The organism is Alteromonas marina (assembly GCF_000808575.1).
Lineage (GTDB): Bacteria > Pseudomonadota > Gammaproteobacteria > Enterobacterales > Alteromonadaceae > Alteromonas > Alteromonas marina_A.
The window spans coordinates 57,974-76,103 of record NZ_JWLW01000067.1; the positions used below are offsets into that span (position 1 = coordinate 57,974).

Below are 18,130 nucleotides of genomic sequence, written 5' to 3' on the forward strand. Positions count from 1 at the left end.
TCGCTATCAAACGTATCTAAACCGCACGATTGTGCGGTTTTTTATTGGCGTTCGTTGATGGGAAAGAAAGTGTAAAGGTGGTACCAACGTTAACTTCGCTATCAACGGCAATAGTGCCCCCCATGGCTTCTACAATAGAAAAAGAAATATATAGGCCTAGTCCAGTCCCTTTTCCTGTAGGTTTGGTGGTGTAAAAAGGCTCAAAAAGCTTTTGAAGCGCATGTTTTTCGATGCCACACCCCGTATCTTTTACGGTAATAACGGTATTATTGCCTTCTTCATAAGAAGAAATGGTAAGTTTGTCTCCATCCTCCATCGCCTGCGCAGCGTTGACAAAAAGATTAACCAGAACCTGGTTTAGCTTGCCTGTTTTCCCTTTGATGCAAGCCACGTCACTCAAGTGTTGCTGTATTTTTATGCGGTGCTTTAACTCACTGTTTACAAGCCTCAGGGCATGCGCAATGCAATCGTTCACATTGATGGTTTCGTCATCGGGGATATCTGCATCATGTGAGAATGAACGAAGGCTTGTTATAATGTCGGTTACTCTGTTTAAACCTTCTTCGGACTCCCCACAAATATCAGCGATCTCGTCACTGAGTGAATCAATTTTATTGTGCGATTGCCACAATAATGCTTCTTCGGCAATTTCTGCTCTTTCTTTAGAGCTAGAACTAGACGCCAGTTTCAGTACGATCTCCTGCATTTGTGATAGTGCAGGCAGTACGTTTCTAAGGAAATGAATATTGCTATTAATAAATGCAATGGGGTTGTTAATTTCATGAGCAACGCCTGCAGCTAGCAAACCTAGCGAGGCCATTTTTTCAGAATCGATAAGGCTTTTTTCTACCCTAGCTTTTTCTTCTTTCAACCTGACGGTTTCTAACGCCATTAACTTTGCCTGCATCCCCATAGCCATCTGTTCAGTGAAAGTTCGGTATCTGTTTGCCATATCGACATATTCTTGGGTGTAGTAGCCTAATGATTGATGACAGAAAACAATAACGGCTTGTTGTTGGTGCACTTTAAATGGACAATACAATACCGACGTGACGGGGGTTTCAAATAAGGACATGTGCTGTTGCCACGTTGGCTGCTGTTGAATGTTGAACAAAGCTACGGGTTCACTTTTCACGGCACGGGAAAGCGTGTCGTCTATTTTCCATATAGTATCTAGCAAAGCGTCATTAGTGCTGTTGATGCACTTCATTTTACCTGCACTTTCATTCTCTAAGACAAAGCATACTTCATAGTTGTAAAGCCCTTTAAAAACGCTAAACATTTTCTTGTAAAGGTCTGTTTCATCCTCAGCGGTAAGGAGTACTCGCGTACTTTCAAGTAAAGCATCGCTCTCTTTTTTATGCGCTTCAGCTTGCTGTTTTAGGCGGTAAACTAGCGCTAGATCTTCTAAAACATTTTCGTAATCTTTATTCATCGAGAAAACACTACTGCTGAAATCATTAGGTTGCCATGCCTGTTCATTCCGTCTAAGAATCGCCCTTGTTCGCCAAAAGTAAAAGGCCCGCAAATGGGCAATGACGAGAATCGTTTTTGTAATGACTCCAGCATCGAATTTATTTCATCGCCCACCATCAACCGGCATCCTGCACAGTAAATCATCAATACGCCAACTGGCTTCTTATTTTCAGGTAATAGCATGATTGCGTTATTAATAACACGCTCGGCGCGTGAGGTGAGGCTAGAGATACTTCCTTCCATCAAAACGAGGTCTTCGCCTTCCTTTACTTCAGAAAAAACATTTAACGCACCGTGTTCAACAGAGTCGGGGTGGCAAAGAAGGTAATTTACAGCGCCATTGTCCAATTCCACTGGCCTGCCTAACGGTACTGAAGAAGTAAGCCCCAAGATTTGTCCACCGTCGAGCTGGTCTGAGATTAGGCCGTTCGTTGCTTGATTGTACGCGATACTGGCTTGTTCATTATTGAGTTGTTGTATTTGTCGCCCCTGGGCTTGTGTGGTTCTTAGCACAGTTTCGGTAGGTTTATAACCAGAGCTATAGCTTAAACCAAGCGGTGTTGAAGGATACAAAACGGCTACCGCAATGGTTTCAGGTCCCGATGATGTTTTTGTGATCGTACGCCAGTTGCCTGTAACCGTATTGTCTGCCATGGAGCCACCGAAAATAGGAACCTTTGCTCCTACAACGCTAGCAAACCCTTCTAGTATAAGTTCTTCGTCACCTGGGGGGAGCGCACACCAAATGAGTGCAGGGCTTTCGTAAGGCCTTTCGGCACTTGCCAGCGCTTGCTGCAACGCTGCTGCTCCTGCATCAAACGGGCCGTACTCAGATACATCAGCACTGCCCACACCGTAGGCACCACTATCATCGTTGATGCAAAACAGCGCTAGATCGCATTTGGCGGAGACCGTTTTATCGTCACAAAGCAAAGCGCCTAAGCAAGAGCTAGAAATAAAAAAGGGGAGTGACGAGTCGCCTATAATTGGTGGAATTGCTTCTAATGGGAAATCAGTATTGCCATAACCTATGAGCAATGAAGGCTTCTCATTGGTTAATACAGACGCCATTTCCGAAGCTAAGCTTTCTATTTCATCGCATTTTAATGCAAATGTCTGAATCTTCATCTGAGCCCGCCAATCAAACACACCCCTTAATAATAGATTGAATTCAGAAGAACCTTATTAACCATTAGTTTAAAAAGTTTCAAAAGTGAAATGATAAGAGACGATAAACGGTTTAATTGTCTAGATAAAACTTGTCGTGAAAGGTGTACACCCACGTAGGTTGGTATATCACAAGAAGGGTAATAGCCATGCCGTTGAGTAATGCTTCTGGAAATACCAATAGCGGAATAAGCAAAACATAGTTATCAAAAACAATGTCCCAAGTGTACGTACCTTCAATGTAGTAGAAGGCGCCTAACGAGAGTGTTTTTAGTGCAATTGAAAAAGCGGCAGGAAAGAATGCACACACGAATATGTAGACAAAAAGTTGTCGAGGTATACGGTGAAACGACAGCATGTAGAAAAGGTAGGTGGTACCTATGGGAAGGATAGTCCCTAATAGACCGTTGACCCCAAAGTTATCCCACGTTCCATAGCCCGTTACGTTTGCTCCTAAAAGCGCGATAAATGAGGCAATGATGGCGTTTCTAAACCCTAACATTAATGTGAGAACGGAAAGGCCAAGAAAATGCACATCAAGGCCTTCAAATATTCCCGCTTTAAACAACCACAACACAAATAAACAAGCAGCAGTGCCGAAGATGAGGTGTTGCTGCTGCTTGTTTCGCGTAAAGTGAGTAAAGTCGATATGCTTAACTGCGCCGAACAAAAATGCGCCATAAATCAGCCATGCAAACAACTGTAATGAACTCACTGTTACTCCTTAATCGGCGCTGCTTTATTCGCAATCGGCCAACTACTTCTTATATTCAGCCCAAATGGGGGCGTGGTCAGACGGCTTCTCAATGCCCCTTAACTCATAATCGATGCCTGCGTCATGAAGACTAGCGTGTAAAGGTTTGGTGGCAAGTATCAGGTCTATACGTAGGCCGCGATTGTCGTTGAATCCTTTGGAGCGATAGTCAAACCACGAAAACTTGTCATTAGTCTCTGGATAAAGCGTTCGAAAACTATCTTCGAAACCCCAGTCGATGAGGGTATTCAACCATTCACGTTCTTCTGGTAGGAAGCTACACTTACCTGTTCTCAGCCAGCGTTTTTTGTTTTCATCTCCAATACCGATGTCTAAGTCTGTATGAGAAATGTTCACATCACCCATCACAATCACGTTTTCGTCTGGCGTATGGTTATCGTCTAAGTAGGCCATTAAGTCTTTGTAAAACTTACGTTTGGCGGGGTATTTTGTCTCGTGCTTTTCGTTCTCGCCTTGAGGAAAGTAACCATTAAGAACCGTCACTGGCTCGCCAGCTTCATCAGTAGTTTTTAATATAATCATTCTGCGCTGGGCGTCTTCATCATCCGTTGGGAAGCCCATTGCCACAGAAACAGGCTCTTTCTTCGCTAAAAATGCGACGCCATAGTGGCTTTTCTGGCCGTGAAAATAAACGTGATAACCCATGGCCTCTACTGCTTCAACGGGAAATTGCTCGTTGTGAACTTTAATTTCCTGCAAACCAATAATGTCTGGTTTGTGGGCATCAATAACCGCTTGAAGCTGATGGAGGCGGGCGCGGATACCGTTTATGTTAAATGAGATTACTTTCATGTTTTATATTTATGTTGTTTTTAGGTTGGTTTGAGTTTACCAGAAACTGAGCGATCGCTTAACGATGAACCGACATTATATTAATGCATTCAGCCGCTTGACTAAATTAAGTTTATTTATAGCTTTGGCGTTGAGTGGTTATTAAAATCATGGGGTTGTATCAGTCTAACCGCAGGCCATGTTAGACTAGAGAAAGGCTGAACGACCCTATTGAAGGGCGTTATTGAATCGTACAGCCTGCGAAGGTGCTAACTCGCTCAACTCTATATCAATGCGTCTACCTTAAGCTTCTTCTCGCCTTTTATAACATCAGCTAGTGAAATCAAATGCTCAAACCAAGAATTTGCGTCCTCTACTATATCTTCAATAAGGTCTTCTTCGTTTGTGTCGAGTTCAGGTACAAGAGATTCAACCTCTTGTTTGAAAGACACCCACGCTTTCGCGCAACCTGCCATGGCTTGATAGTAATTCGTGGGTACGTTTCGTTCCATCGCGTTTAACCTTCTTACAATGATATTTGCTCCCATTGAGGAACCTAACCATACGTAAATCGCTGCAATGGCTTGGCTAGTCGACGAATTGCAGCTTGGAATTGACAGGCCCTCAGAGTAGGTGTCTTGATTAGACGTTTGTAATGATAAGGCTTCAGATGCCTTGGTATGGGTGTCAACACAAAGCATTTGAATGTCAGCATTCAGAGCGCCTAGAACTGCGTTGCTATTTATCATATTGGAGACTCGAGAAAGAATAGGCGCACAGCTCTCAGCTTGCTGAACAGCGTCAGCAGTCGCTTGATGGAACAATTTCATTATCTTCAAAATAGCAAGATAGGCGGTGTCATCAAATGCATTGTCGTTGTGATAGATGGAAAAAGGAAACGTATTTTCCAAAATGCTGTGGTTGGCGTGAGTGTCTTGCTTAAGAGCAGTAAATAGGTTTCGCATGAGGCACAGATCTTTGCGTTATAGCTTTTAAACTTTTCGTGATAGTAAACAACTTTAGCATGGGTGTCAGTGTAACGGGTAGGGAATTGAATAGCCGTTTATGTTTTAACGAAACTTTTTATGAGCGAGTGGTTAGGGTGGGTGTCTTTGTAAGGGAGCTCTGGTTTTTTAGCATGGGTGTCTTTGTAAGAAATATTTTGGCGACTATTGCATTGCGCCTTGTGCTGGGGAGGGTATACTTGCCGCAAATTTTGAGATAGGTGAATAAACGTGTTTCCAGAAACAATTGCCGACAAGTTAAGCGATGCGGTCATCGAACAAGCCATGAAACTAAATGCGGAAGACCGTCAAGAACTTGTTGTTAGCTATATTGCAAAAGCAAACGAAATATGGATGGTACAGGGTACTGAAGGTTTCGTAATGTTCGAAGGTGGTGATAGTGTTCAGTTACCAGTTTTTCCTCATCGCGATTTGGCGCAAAAGTTTGTAGACATAAACGACATTGAAGGCCAGTGTGTGAATGTATCACTTGACGAATTTGCACAAACTTGGTTGCCAGGCCTTACCAAAAACGGTGTGGAGTTGGTTATGTTCCCAACTACCAGTGACGTTGAAAACCTTGTAATGACCGCAGAAGATTTGGCTTCTGAACTAAGCGGTAATTAAGCTGGGCGTTTAGCAAATGAGTACGGATGACACCTTGCTTCCTCTGGCTTCTTCACTTGCCAATTCAAAGGGGTGGGATGATTTTACGCGCACGCTTATGCTAGCGGGCAAGTCTTTAACCCCTCTCCCTGAAGATGAACGTACTTCCGATACTGCCGTTATTGGGTGCGAAAGCCCTGTGTGGTTGGCTTATTTCACCGAACAAAGTAGCTTGATGGCATATTCGCCCAGTAAAGTTATCCGCGGTGTCCTTGCTGTATTATTAGAAAAGGCCAATGTACTGTCCGATGAGGAGCGTCGTAATTTCGATTTCGAAGATTATTTGTCTCGTTGTCAACTTGGGCGTTACCTTAGTCAGTCGCGCGGAAATGGGATAAAGTCTGTCATCTCTCGGTTGAAGGGCATTTAGGCGCTGAGCCTGCAGGTGCCTCCTTTACACTCCGACTCACTTGTTTTTTGCTTCAATCCATTGGCTCATGTATTTACTCGCAGTTAACGTTTGATGCCACAACAAACTTTGCATAAACAAACTGCTTCTGTGCTTGTCTAGAGTTTGCTGTAAGTCACACATCCTTTCAATGAATGGCACATCTGGCTGATTGTTTTCGAATGAGCTAAGCACGCTCTTGCTCATTTCACTCGCCAAATTCCAATTGTTTTCATCGTTATAGAGGGCGATGGCTTTATCAACATAGTCCTGCACTGCGTTCAATTCGGATATGCGCGTGCTGCAAAGAGCACCGGGCCACGGCCTCGCATCTGCGCTTTCATCAGTATCAAGAACTTGATCATTTGAAATAATACCTTCTGCACCTATCCAGGTTGTAATACTTGGTGTGGCACAGCGCATCGCATCAAGTAACTTTCCTTTTATTCCTGCGCCAAATCGCAATGGAGCTATCAGCACCTTAGCGTTTGCCATTACCGTTTCAACATCTTTTGCCCATCCTTTTACTAAAAAGCCTTGTTTCTCGTTGTGAAGCTGTGTCGCTTTTTTCGGTGGGTAGGCGCCGTATATATGCAACTCGGCATGGGGCAGCGCTTTTTTTATTGAAGGCCATAGGTGTTGCTTTAGCTGCAAGACCGCATCCCAATTTGGCGCGTGACGGAAATTGCCAATATGAACAAAGTGTGAGCGTTCCTCAAACGATGGAGCAGGGTTAATAGACTTCCCAACGGCAAGCGGGTGATACTGAAGCTGAGGTGCTGGTACACCGTAGTGTTCTGTCAATAATGCCATTTCATGTTTTGAAATCACTAAGGTGAGATCACTTCGTAGAATGGCGGCAACCTCCCGCTGCGCGAGTTCGCTATTAAGTTGCGCTAGACGGGCGTCACCGTGCTGTTTTACCGCATCGTGTCTTGCTTGGCGGAGGCTGTGAAGGTCTTCGGTATTAAGAATTCGAAGAGCATTGGGGCAAACCTCTTTCACACGCCAAGAAAACTGCTCCTCTGTCATGTAGCGGTCGAAGATGACGACATCCGGCAATATTTGCGCTAAAAGGGTATTAAACGAGCTGCAGTTTAACGCTATGGGCTTTACACTTACGCCGGTTGCTTCAAGATCTGCTTTATGTTCACTATCCGTGGCAGCTGTTAAAAACGTTACGTTGAAATTAGCCGCTAAGCAACGTTCGATAATAGACTGCATGTTCTGCCCGGCAGCCGAGGAGTTTGGCTCGGGCCATACATAACCAATGACGACAACATTTAACATGGTAGATATTACAACTTTTACGTAAAGAAATAGGGGGAACAACACGGTTTTTACACACGAGATGCTACCACAAAATTGCAACTGTCATTACTTTAAAGGTGTGCTCCTTAGAATTTCTAATTCTTGTAGGTAGTTACCCTAAGTTTTTCTTAGAAATCGTACTTTGATTAGGTAATAACACGCGGCTCGTTATAATACACGAGTTTCCGAGCGGGTTAGGGAACGCTTAAATATTTTCACAGTCTACGGTATTGGCATAATTGATAATGCTCAAATTTGGACAAAAGGCTTATACTAGCCAATGAGTAGTAATGAAAAACGGTTCAATTATGTTTTTTTAACTTTCTGATTAGTAAAGAAATCATACTTTTTTACTAGGTGATAATAATTGACCTCTTAGGTTTTACCGCCTATACCTTACAAGAGTAAGGCGAATGGAGGTGCCTTAACACGATGATCACAAAAGCTGCATTGAAGAGAGTGCACGAATGAATTTAGATGAATTAGTTTCGAAAGCGGAAGACCTCTTTGTGTTACCTGATTCGGTAACTCGACTTAAAGCTTGTATGGATGATGAAGCTTCAAGCATTGACGACATTGGTGACATCATTGCTTTCGACCCGTCATTGGCTACGCAATTACTCAGAGTGGCAAACTCGGCGCTTTATCGCTTCCCCAATAAAATAGACACGGTAACCAGAGCCATCCAAGTTGTAGGTACCCGCTCTACGTACGACCTTGCGCTTGCGTATGGTGTCAGTCAGGCATTTAGTGATGTCGACGGTCAATCTATAGACCTAGACAAGTTCTGGGAACAAAGCGTTTCCTGCGGACTGCTTGCGAAGTACTTTGCCGACATGCGCAATATTCGTGAGCCAGAGCGTCTTTTCGTATCAGGATTGCTGCACAACATAGGAGAACTGGTAACGGTTTCGGTCATGCCCGAATCCGCTACTCGTTGTCAGGCATTTAATACCCGTGTAAGCCCTGCGGAGCTTCAATTTGGCGTTTTAGGGTTCACCTACACAGAGCTGTCTGCAGGACTGATAGAAAAGTGGGGTATCCCTAGCTCGATTTACTCGCCTATTGCCAGCATTCATAGAGGCGAAGACGCGGTAACGGGTATAGAAGAGAAAATTCTTCAACTGTCTTATGTGTTAGCGTTAGATAACGTAAATCCGGAAATCTACCCAAGCTATCACAACTTGAAACCTGAACTTCACGAAGCGCTATCGCTCGAACGTGAAGATTTGGAAGACGCGCTAGATATAACCAATTTACAATGTATATCAGTTATCTCACTGTTTAACCCTAACGCGTTTATGCTTTACTAGGCTTTACGGCTTAGACAGAAGCCATTGCCGTAGTGATTAATCGAAAATCGCTACGGTTTGTCTGCTAATTGCAATGACTTCGTTATCTTTGTCCCAAATCGTCGCCTCTGTGTGGCCATAACCATCTGCCGCCTGTCTGGTATGCGCTTTGTAACCAAACCAATCTGTGGGCCTCACCGGTTTATGAGGATGAATGAACTCTAAATTCCAGCTCACGGTGCTAGCAGGAGCTGGCAATTTCATCATTTGTAAAAGCGTGGGCGGCCATGCATCTATCATGGTAATGATGTGTGCATCAGTTATGGCCTCTGGTGCTTGCTTAAATCGCATGAAGCCGTGGTAATGACTGGTTTTTCGTCGGGTAAATGGTATACCACCATCTTCAATAGCTAAGTCAAAGTAGCGCAAGAACTTCGGTGTTACTTTTGGTATCTGCGGGATGAATTTTGCTTTGCTAGGTAAAGGCATATCGTGCTTTTCTGTATTCTTAACGCTTATACCTGAAGTTCTCGCCACGCCAAAGCAAGCTTGTGAGAAAACACAGCTTTTGCCTTCCTGAATGGCATGTGCAGTATATTGTGAGACGTTTTTCCCTGTTCTTAAAAGGGTAACTTCGATAGAAAAGGGGGATTCAAGAGATAGAGGGCCGACAAAATTTGTAGTAAACGAACGTAAAACGCGGTTATCAGTAACTTGTTGCTTTACTGCCGTGTATAACATACCGGCAGAGATGCCGCCAAACGCGGTTCTTCCTTGTCCCCAGGTTTTAGGAATAACGAGCCCATCAACCTTCCAAGTGTTTTCCGATGTTTGTGATAATTGGGGAATATTGAGTAATTCATCTACTGTCATAGCTGTGCATCTGGTCTGATGAGTTGAGTGGGTATCATCCTACCTCAAGCGCTATAGAACGAAAAGCCTCTGTTAGAAATTTTCGTTATGTTAACAAATAAGTAACAATTAGTTGTTTATTTTTTTACCTAGTGCGTAGACTGGAGTTATCGTCACTTAAAAGGACTGTTATGGCCCATACGCACGTTGAAGGTATTCCAGCTAGTGAAGCCGGAGCATCTAGAAGTTACCGCAATTACGTTCTATTCATATTAACCTTGGTATACGCCTTTAACTTTATTGATAGGCAAATTATTGGGATATTATCGCCTTTTATAAAAGCTGACTTGGGATTAGATGACGCCCAACTCGGATGGCTTAAAGGCATATATTTCGCGCTTCTATACACGGTGATGGGCATACCAATCGCTTGGCTCGCCGACCGTTACAGCCGAGTGAATATTATCGCTATTTCTCTAACGCTCTGGAGTGGTTTTACTGCTGCGTCTGGTTTGGCAGCAAACTATATGCAACTTGCTATTGCACGTATCGGCGTGGGGATTGGCGAGGCCGGGGGAAGTCCACCGTCACACAGCATTATTTCTGACCTTTTCCCTAAAGAAAAACGCGCTGGTGCGCTGGCAATATATTCTTTAGGTATTCCGTTTGGTGTAATGCTGGCGTTTTTTGCCTCAGCATTTTTTCTACAGGGTGGTTCAGCCGATTGGCGTACGGTGATGTATAGTGTTGGTATACCCGGTGTGTTGCTTGCTATCTTGTTAAAGCTTACGGTTAAAGAGCCTGCAAGAACGGTCTCAGCGCCAACGGCCGCTGAAGCTAACAAGCCAAGCGTAAAGTCTTCTTTGAAAATGCTGCTGAAAATTCCAACATGGTGGGGAATGGCGCTTGGTATATCTTTTGGCTCGTTCGGTAACTATGCGATATCGACGTGGGTTATTGATTACTACGTGCGCGCGTTTGCAGGGTTGGATATTACACAACTGCTTATTGTATTTGGCATCATAAACGGAACAGCCTATGCACTGGGTGTATGGCTTGGCGGCTACATTGCTGACAGATGGGGGAAGCATAACAAGAAAGCGTATGCCTTGTTACCAGCCATTGCCCTTATTATTGGAGTTCCTGCATTGTACGCATCATTACAGGTGCAAGATTTATGGTTGTCGGTAGGGCTTATGGCATTGTTGCTATTTACGAGTGGCTCTTATTTAGGGCCGAGTTTTGCCATGGCACAAACGCTTGCACCAGTTAATGTTAGGGCGATGTCGACGGCACTGTTCTTCTTTGTTTTGAACATTATTGCATTGGGCGGCGGGCCCACACTGACAGGTATAATTAGTCAATCACTGGTTCCATCACTCGGCGAGACAGAAGCTTTGAGACAAGCACTGATCTACTTAGTCGTACCCTATGCTATTTCAATTGCCGTATTTTTATGGACAAGCACTAAGATAGTGAAAGATTGGGAAATGGCAGAAGCCAATGGCTTATAGTAATATCGAACTATCATGTTAAGGGGCTGATTTAAAGCCCCTTTATTGTTTGAGTTTTAAGGAGTATGTTGGTGTCCTCGACCGAGTTGAGTTTTCATTTTGCCCATGCGAACGGGTTTCCTGCAGGAAGCTATAATGCCATGTTTTCAGCGCTACCTAGCCACTTTAACCGTTTGCATGTTGATCGTTTTGGTCACGACCCTCTGCTTCCGGTAAATGGCAACTGGCGCAACCAAGTTCAAGAGTTAATCAAACATATAAAAAGAGAGAATACCGATGCTCGCGGTGTTTATGGGATCGGACATTCATTTGGTGCTGTAATTACCTATATGGCTGCGTGCGAGGCACCTGAATTATTCAGAGGCGTTATTTTATTCGACCCGCCGTTAGTGGTTGGTCCGCTTAGTTACTTTTTCAAATTCGCAAAATATACGCCGTTAATTAATAAATTGACGCCGGCAAAGCTAGCGCAGACGCGCAATACCAGTTGGCCAAGCAACACGGATATGGTGTCATACTTTCATGGAAAAGCGCTTTTCAGGGATATGGATAAGCGATGTGTTCGCGATTACGTGAAATCTGTGACAGCGGTGAAAGGTGACAAAATATCGCTTACGTTTCGAGCGGATGTGGAAGCAGAGTTATTCCGCAATGTTCCTCACAACTTAGGAAAATATAAGGGCAAGCTGAAGTGCCCGGCAATATTGGCGACGGGTAACAAGAGTAATGTATGTAAACCTGAAATGTATTCACGCCTTATGAAGCATAATGCGATTGAACATGTAGCTTTAGAAGGTGGTCATATGTTCCCGTTAGAGCATCCTGAGAAAGTTGCCAGCTTTATAGAGCAAACGCTAGAGCAGTGGAATAGTGCGGAGTAGTTATTAGGGGTTAAGTTTTGCGTATTGGTTTAGGTTATCAGTGCAGCGAAATGATGTGAGAGATTAAGGTTGGTCAGTGCTTTTATTTGCTCTTAGCCTGGATGGGGAGATTGATATTGGTGTAAGGGCCAATATCAATCTGATTAACTCGCTGACGCGACTATCAACTTTGCTTTGTTGACTTGCTAAGGCCACCTACAGGCTGCCCCAGCATCTCGCGGGTTACCAGTACTATACCTTTTTCAGAAACGCGGAAACCTCGCGCTCTATCTTGCTCATGATCGTAACCAATCGTAGTTCCTTCGGGTATCACACAGCCGCGATCTATGATAACTTTTTTCAACTTACAATGGCGCTTAATTTCTACGTCTGGAAGAATAACCGCATCTTCAATAAGTCCGTAAGAATGTACTCGAACATTAGAAAAGCAAATAGAAGAGCGCAGTGTAGAGCCGGATATAATACAGCCGCCTGAAACGACAGAGTTAATGGCCTCACCTCGTCTGTCGTGGTCTTCCCAGACAAATTTTGCTGGTGGAAGTTGCTCTTGATAGGTCCATATGGGCCACTTTCTATCGTATAAATTCAGCTGAGGCACTGGCGCCACCATTTCCATATTGGCTTCCCAGAAAGAATCAATGGTACCTACGTCACGCCAGTAAGCGTTATCGCCACCGCTTTTTTCAAATGGATAGGCGTAAACCGGGTGGTCAGCAATGATTGAAGGAATAATATCTTTACCAAAGTCACGCTGAGAGCCCATGTTTTCAGAGTCTACTCTGAGCTGTTCGAACAAAAATTCTGTGTCGAATACATAATTGCCCATGGACGCTAAGCAACGAGTGGGATCATTAGGCAACGGCGTAGGGTTGGCTGGTTTTTCTTCAAAACCGTTGATACGATAATTTTCGTCTACAGACATCACGCCAAACGCGCCAGCCGCTTCTTCTAGCGGTACGGACATACATGAAACCGTCATTTTTGCGCCAGATTCCTTGTGCTTCGCAAGCATATCACCGTAATCCATACGATAGATATGGTCGCCGGAAAGGATCATAACGTACTTGGGAAGTTCGTCGCGAATGATGTCAATATTCTGAAAAACCGCATCGGCCGTACCCTCGTACCAACTATCAGAAAAGCGCTGTGAGGCGGGGAGGATTTCTACTGATTCACCCAATTCTTTTTTGAAATGCCCCCAACCTCTAACAAGGTGACGAATAAGTGAATGAGACTTGTATTGTGTTACTACGCCAATTCGTCTTATCCCTGAGTTAACACAATTTGATAGAGGAAAGTCGATTATTCTAAATTTACCGCCGAAATAAAGCGCAGGCTTGGCTCGCCAGTTAGTGAGCTCGTGTAATCTTGAGCCTTTGCCCCCAGCGAGAATAAGCGCATATGTATCGCGAGTAAGGTTACTGATGTAACGAGAGCTTTGATCTGCCATTTCCTATAAACTCCTGTAAAAATGCGACAACTGTGTATCGATAGAAATATAAAAAGAAAACGAAGTGTTGCGATTGAGTGCGCTATGCATGATAGGCCCGTATGAACAGACTTTCCTGATAACCTAAACCCATATTACACAAGATATTTTATAATAACAGCCGGATTTTCTTGCTTTGTGATGAAATAGTTAAATTTTTTAAATTTATGTGACTGATACGAATTTTCTCAACAAGACACCCATCATAAGTTCAACTTTAATCATCAAAACGATTATAAAAATCCTAAAAAAGACACCCACGCTCTATTACATGAAATAAGTAAAATATAAATTGAGAAATAAATTAAGGAAGACACCCATCCAACGGTGCAAACACATAATGATATTTGCTTCGAGCAATGCCTTGGTGCCTTGTTGTTGTGAGATAAGAATAGTCAATATGATCTAAATTTCAAAATACGTAGAAGACACCCGCTCAATTATGGTGTTAACGGTAGTTCGGGGTTATCTAATTTTTAAAGAGACATCCACTATAAAATATAAATAGTTTGACTCAGCATTAATGTAGGCAATTGCGATGAAAATGTTGCGATGGGTGTCTATTTAACGCAAAGATCAAAAAAGAGGTCAATGCAGCGATAGGTGACAAATGTTAATTAGATGTTATATTTGGTTCGTTAATTTGTCTTGGAGTGTCAGATGGGAGCGTTAAAAAAACTATTAGTTGTCGTGGGAGCTGTAATTTTATTGTCTATTGTTACAAGCTTTTTTATTCCTAATGATTACAGTGTAGAAAGGAAAGTCAATATTGATGCTCAGCCATCTGAAATATATCCGTATGTGGTGGATTTAAGAGAGTGGCAAAAATGGGGCGTGTGGTTCAAACGTGACCCAAGTATGAAACTTGACTATTCTGGTCCCGACAGAGCAATTGGCATGCGCTCTGAATGGAAAAGCGAGACTGAAGGCAATGGTGAAATGGAAATTACGCAACTAGAACACAATAAACGTGTTCTCTATCGCTTATACTTCCCGGAGTTTGACATGGGCTCATCAGGTGTGGTTGAAATTGAATCTACAGATAATGGTTCTATAGTAACCTGGAGAGATGAAGGCTCTGTTGATAATAATCCAATAAACAAACTTTTTGTCTTAATGATGGACAGCATGATTGGGCCCGACTTCGAAATGGGGCTCGAAAACCTTAAGGTGCTCGTTGAGAACAATGGTTAATGAACATAAGGTTCTGATCTAGATATATTAACGTACCGTAATTAAGACACTCAATTACGGTACACGCCTATCGTTTATGAAAGAAAAAAATCTTCTTGTAGCGGGCCTCTCTCTTAACAAGCTCGCTGACTTACTTATCTCAGCTAAAACAACTTTAACCGCCATTCTTGTAAGCGTTGGAGCTCCGATTTGGATGGTGGGCTGGCTAGTACCAATCAGAGAGTCGGGCGCACTTCTTCCTCAGGTTTTTATCAGTATCTATCTTCGCAAACATACTCAAAGGCATGTCGTCTGGCGTGTGGGTATGATGGTGCAGGCATTCTCAGTACTCGTAATGCTGTTATCTGTCGTGTATTTTTCTGGCTTTACAGCGGGAGCGCTGCTTCTTTTTGCACTAGTACTTCTAAGTTTAGGCCGCTCTGCTTGTTCATTAACCGTTAAAGACATGGAGGCTGATGTTGCGAAAAAAGGCGAGCGGGGAAACCTTATAGGGATAGCGTCTACTGTATCTGGTGTTGTGACCTTAGCAATAGCGATACCTTTAGTAATTTTCGATGAGGCTTTATCGTCCAATGTTCTACTGTTTATTTTAGGTGGAAGCCTGCTCTCATTTGTGCTGACATTGATTTGTGTATGGCCGGTGAAGACACATGTAGATACCGGAAGAGACGAGGGGCAAGCATTAAACGTTAATTTTGATTCTACCGTTTATAAGTTCATTTTTGTAAGAGGGCTTTTTGTCCATTCGGCACTCGTGGCTCCTTATTTCATGATTGAACGAAGTGAAGACGCGAAAGAGCTTCTTCCCATATATATAGGCGCTGAAGCTTTGGCGGCGCTCCTATCGTCTATTATTTGGGGAAAAGTCGCAGATAAAAGCGCTCGGTTAACTCTACAGTTGTCAGGGGTATTAGCATTGAGCGCATGTGGCGCGCTTCTTTTTTTAGAGTCCACTTCAATTATTACTTCTGCAATTCTGTTTTTCCTACTTTCAATTGCTCACACAGGTGTACGAACAGGTAGAAAGACTTATAGCTTAGATGTTAAAGATGGCCATGAGAGAACCGAACTTGTTGGCTTTTCTAACACTGCAATAGGGATAGTATTGTTATCATTTGGTGCGCTCTATGCAGCGCTAACGCCTGTTCTACCGTTTTCTGTAGTTTACATCATGACCGGTATGCTTTTGATTGCCATCGTTATGACCTTTATTCTTCCCTCTGAAAAGTAGACTAGGCAGGGTCAAAGCAAAGCGTGGCAGATGTTTGTTTAGCCATCCGCTTTCTATTAGTGTGTATTTTAAACTTTTGCATAGAGGCCGTGTCTCCAGCAGCGACCGAGAACGCACTCTCAAAGTGTCTTATTACCTGAGCCCACTGAGTTTGGTTTAGGCCGACTAGCTCAAGCTCCGAGTGATTTTCCCTTGGTGAGGCGTCCTCGTCGTGGTTACGCAATGATTTAATTGAGCTGTTTAAAAGCTCATAATAGCTTTGCAAAGAAAAGTTTAAGCAGCGTCGATTTCGACTCATTCTTTGGCATTTAAATGGTATCAATCCTTTTTCGGATTTATTGGTAGACATACGAAGAGTCAATCTTTTATGAATGCTCGTATTAAGCGATTCTTCTAGGCTCGCTGCAGCTCCTGCTCGTATCGGGTTTAAATCAACATAAGCCATACACGATAATAAAGCCTTTTCTGTTAGCAGTGCTTGAGAGCGAAAGCGTCCCTCCCAAAACCTGCCGGTGCAATCATCTTCTTCGTTCGCTTTCCTTGCGATAAACTCGTTTAAGTTTCTCATGAACCAACTAATGTCAAAGAGCCTTTTTCTATACACTTCAGCCGTACTTTTCACCGTTTCTAACTCCCTTTCGCTAAGTACTTCGCCTTTCATGTATTTTTGCGTCAAGAGTGTACCTTTGTGCATTTTATGCCACTGTTTTAACACCGAGTTTATTGACCAGGAAAGTGCCGCGTTTTTGTTAACGCACAAAACAATATGTACATGGTTGCTCATTACTGCGTAAGCACAGATTTCGATGGCGAAGACTTTGCTTAAAAACAAAAGCCTTTTTTCAACCCAGGATTTTCTGTGCTCGTAACTGATGTTGCTAACGCGGTCGAACCCGCATAGGTAGCTTCGTCTTACGCAGCGAGAGATACAATGGTAATAAGGCGTGTCTTGAAGGCTAATAAGTGACTTCCTGCTTTGTGCCATGTCTAATTATTCATCTAGGTAGTATTAATGATTTTAACCTTAACATTGTATGGGGAAGACTGTGACCTGAACGAGAGGGCGGTTTTACGCTTGAAAACTGGTTGTTTGGTAAAAAGTGAAGCGTTATTAAGACACCCAACAAATCAGTGAGGTGCTGCATAGACACCCAACATATCAGCAACATATATGCTTAAGATGGGTGTCTACTTACTAAAGGAGGCTGAATAAAAAATGACTATTTAGTTAAAAGCGCATTGGCTGCTTTCGATACAGGTGAGCGCCCTAAAACTTCAGATATATATGAAGACGCCGAAAGCAATTTTTCAATACTCACTCCAGTTGCGATCCCCATACCGTTGAGCATATAAACAACATCTTCAGTGGCAACATTTCCACTTGCTCCTTTGGCATATGGGCAGCCACCGAGGCCAGCGACAGCTGAATCTATGGTCGCCACACCGTACCCCAAAGCCGTATATAAGTTTACTAACGCTTGTCCATATGTATCATGGAAATGGGCGGCAACTTTGCTGACATTAATCTCTTTCAAGACGTCATCTAACAACAGCCTTGTAGACATTGGTGTGCCTACGCCGATAGTATCGCCAAGGGATACTTCGTAACACCCCATGTCAATGAGTTCCTTACTTACCTGTGTTACGGCACTAGGTGAGACTTCACCCTCGTAAGGGCACCCCATTACGCATGAAACATAGCCCCTCACTTTGATTTTGTTTTCGCTTGCCAGGTCAAACACGGCCTCGAAACGTTTTAAGCTCTCGCTTATAGAACAGTTGATGTTCTTTCGTGAAAAGGATTCAGAAGCCGCACCAAATACTGCAACCTCTTTAGCTCCCGCTTCAATAGCTGCTTCCAAGCCTTTAAGGTTGGGTGTCAATGCAGAATAATGAACCTTGTCTTCTAGGTTAAGCGCTTTAAAAACCGCATCTGAGTTCGCCATTTGTGGTACCCATTTAGGAGACACAAAGCTTCCTGCTTCGATACGATCAAGGCCAGTTAGTGAAAGAAGTCTTATAAGTTCAATTTTTTGGTTAGCACTTAACGCTTGTTTTTCATTTTGAAGACCGTCTCGGGGGCCAACTTCAACAATACTTACTGCATTTGGAAACATCG

Annotated in this window: 17 protein-coding genes; 7 read left to right on the top strand and 10 right to left on the bottom strand. The window is 43.3% G+C overall.

Translation table 11 applies throughout. The annotated features are described in order from the left end of the window. Nucleotides 1-16: 16 nt before the first annotated feature. The 5 genes from RJ41_RS18050 to RJ41_RS18070 form a co-directional block, all read right to left on the bottom strand. On the bottom strand, nt 17-1,435 hold the full coding sequence (locus tag RJ41_RS18050; RefSeq protein WP_240485828.1) for a sensor histidine kinase: 1,419 nt from the start codon (nt 1,433-1,435) through the stop codon (nt 17-19). Then, nucleotides 1,432-2,604, bottom strand: coding sequence for an FIST signal transduction protein (locus RJ41_RS18055; RefSeq protein WP_039223814.1), 1,173 nt, complete (start codon nt 2,602-2,604; stop codon nt 1,432-1,434). The genes RJ41_RS18050 and RJ41_RS18055 overlap by 4 nt, the downstream gene beginning before the upstream one ends. 112 nt (nt 2,605-2,716) lie before the next feature. Further along, entirely contained in the window at nt 2,717-3,358 is a 642-nt protein-coding gene (locus tag RJ41_RS18060) for an energy-coupling factor ABC transporter permease (RefSeq protein WP_039223816.1), read from the bottom strand. 42 nt (nt 3,359-3,400) lie between these two features. After that, nucleotides 3,401-4,210, bottom strand: a complete 810-nt coding sequence (xthA, locus tag RJ41_RS18065; protein WP_039223818.1) for an exodeoxyribonuclease III — start codon at nt 4,208-4,210, stop codon at nt 3,401-3,403. Nucleotides 4,211-4,473: 263 nt separating this feature from the next. Continuing rightward, nucleotides 4,474-5,154 carry a biliverdin-producing heme oxygenase gene (locus tag RJ41_RS18070; protein WP_052235516.1) on the bottom strand — a complete coding sequence of 227 codons (681 nt, stop codon included), beginning with the start codon at nt 5,152-5,154 and terminating at the stop codon, nt 4,474-4,476. 270 nt (nt 5,155-5,424) lie between these two features. Here RJ41_RS18070 and RJ41_RS18075 point away from each other — a divergent pair, with 270 nt between their 5' ends. Both RJ41_RS18075 and RJ41_RS18080 read left to right on the top strand, forming a co-directional pair. Next, nucleotides 5,425-5,820 carry a DUF2750 domain-containing protein gene (locus tag RJ41_RS18075; protein WP_039223819.1) on the top strand — a complete coding sequence of 132 codons (396 nt, stop codon included), beginning with the start codon at nt 5,425-5,427 and terminating at the stop codon, nt 5,818-5,820. Nucleotides 5,821-5,836: 16 nt separating this feature from the next. After that, a complete protein-coding gene (locus RJ41_RS18080; RefSeq protein ID WP_039223823.1) occupies nt 5,837-6,229 on the top strand; it encodes a SufE family protein in 393 nt (130 codons plus the stop codon). 36 nt (nt 6,230-6,265) lie between these two features. On the opposite strand, the gene RJ41_RS18085 is transcribed toward RJ41_RS18080, so the two are convergent. Then, on the bottom strand, nt 6,266-7,537 hold the full coding sequence (locus tag RJ41_RS18085; RefSeq protein WP_039223826.1) for a glycosyltransferase: 1,272 nt from the start codon (nt 7,535-7,537) through the stop codon (nt 6,266-6,268). 488 nt (nt 7,538-8,025) lie between these two features. Here RJ41_RS18085 and RJ41_RS18090 point away from each other — a divergent pair, with 488 nt between their 5' ends. After that, nucleotides 8,026-8,871 carry an HDOD domain-containing protein gene (locus RJ41_RS18090; RefSeq protein ID WP_039223828.1) on the top strand — a complete coding sequence of 282 codons (846 nt, stop codon included), beginning with the start codon at nt 8,026-8,028 and terminating at the stop codon, nt 8,869-8,871. Between the two features lie 36 nt (nt 8,872-8,907). On the opposite strand, the gene RJ41_RS18095 is transcribed toward RJ41_RS18090, so the two are convergent. Further along, nucleotides 8,908-9,723, bottom strand: a complete 816-nt coding sequence (locus RJ41_RS18095) for an acyl-CoA thioesterase (protein ID WP_039223831.1) — start codon at nt 9,721-9,723, stop codon at nt 8,908-8,910. 170 nt (nt 9,724-9,893) lie between these two features. On the opposite strand from RJ41_RS18095, the gene RJ41_RS18100 reads away from it, so the two are divergent. Both RJ41_RS18100 and RJ41_RS18105 read left to right on the top strand, forming a co-directional pair. Beyond that, the gene (locus RJ41_RS18100; RefSeq protein ID WP_039223834.1) at nt 9,894-11,216 is read left to right on the top strand and encodes a spinster family MFS transporter; all 1,323 of its coding nucleotides are present in this window, start codon (nt 9,894-9,896) and stop codon (nt 11,214-11,216) included. 71 nt (nt 11,217-11,287) lie between these two features. Continuing rightward, a complete protein-coding gene (locus RJ41_RS18105; RefSeq protein ID WP_039224118.1) occupies nt 11,288-12,097 on the top strand; it encodes an alpha/beta fold hydrolase in 810 nt (269 codons plus the stop codon). A gap of 163 nt (nt 12,098-12,260) precedes the next feature. On the opposite strand, the gene glgC is transcribed toward RJ41_RS18105, so the two are convergent. Further along, complete coding sequence (gene glgC / locus RJ41_RS18110; RefSeq protein ID WP_039223836.1) at nt 12,261-13,547, bottom strand: glucose-1-phosphate adenylyltransferase; 1,287 nt, start codon at nt 13,545-13,547, stop codon at nt 12,261-12,263. A gap of 747 nt (nt 13,548-14,294) precedes the next feature. On the opposite strand from glgC, the gene RJ41_RS18115 reads away from it, so the two are divergent. Together RJ41_RS18115 and RJ41_RS18120 are read left to right on the top strand one after the other, a co-directional pair. Further along, the gene (locus RJ41_RS18115; protein ID WP_476692296.1) at nt 14,295-14,780 is read left to right on the top strand and encodes an SRPBCC family protein; all 486 of its coding nucleotides are present in this window, start codon (nt 14,295-14,297) and stop codon (nt 14,778-14,780) included. A 76-nt stretch (nt 14,781-14,856) separates the two neighbouring features. Further along, complete coding sequence (locus RJ41_RS18120) at nt 14,857-16,011, top strand: MFS transporter (protein ID WP_039223841.1); 1,155 nt, start codon at nt 14,857-14,859, stop codon at nt 16,009-16,011. A gap of 1 nt (nt 16,012) precedes the next feature. On the opposite strand, the gene RJ41_RS18125 is transcribed toward RJ41_RS18120, so the two are convergent. After that, nucleotides 16,013-16,996 carry a transposase gene (locus RJ41_RS18125; RefSeq protein WP_039223844.1) on the bottom strand — a complete coding sequence of 328 codons (984 nt, stop codon included), beginning with the start codon at nt 16,994-16,996 and terminating at the stop codon, nt 16,013-16,015. A gap of 235 nt (nt 16,997-17,231) precedes the next feature. After that, nucleotides 17,232-18,128: a hydroxymethylglutaryl-CoA lyase gene (locus RJ41_RS18130; protein ID WP_039223848.1), complete on the bottom strand. Its 897-nt coding sequence runs from the start codon at nt 18,126-18,128 to the stop codon at nt 17,232-17,234. Between the last annotated feature and the right edge of the window lie 2 nt (nt 18,129-18,130).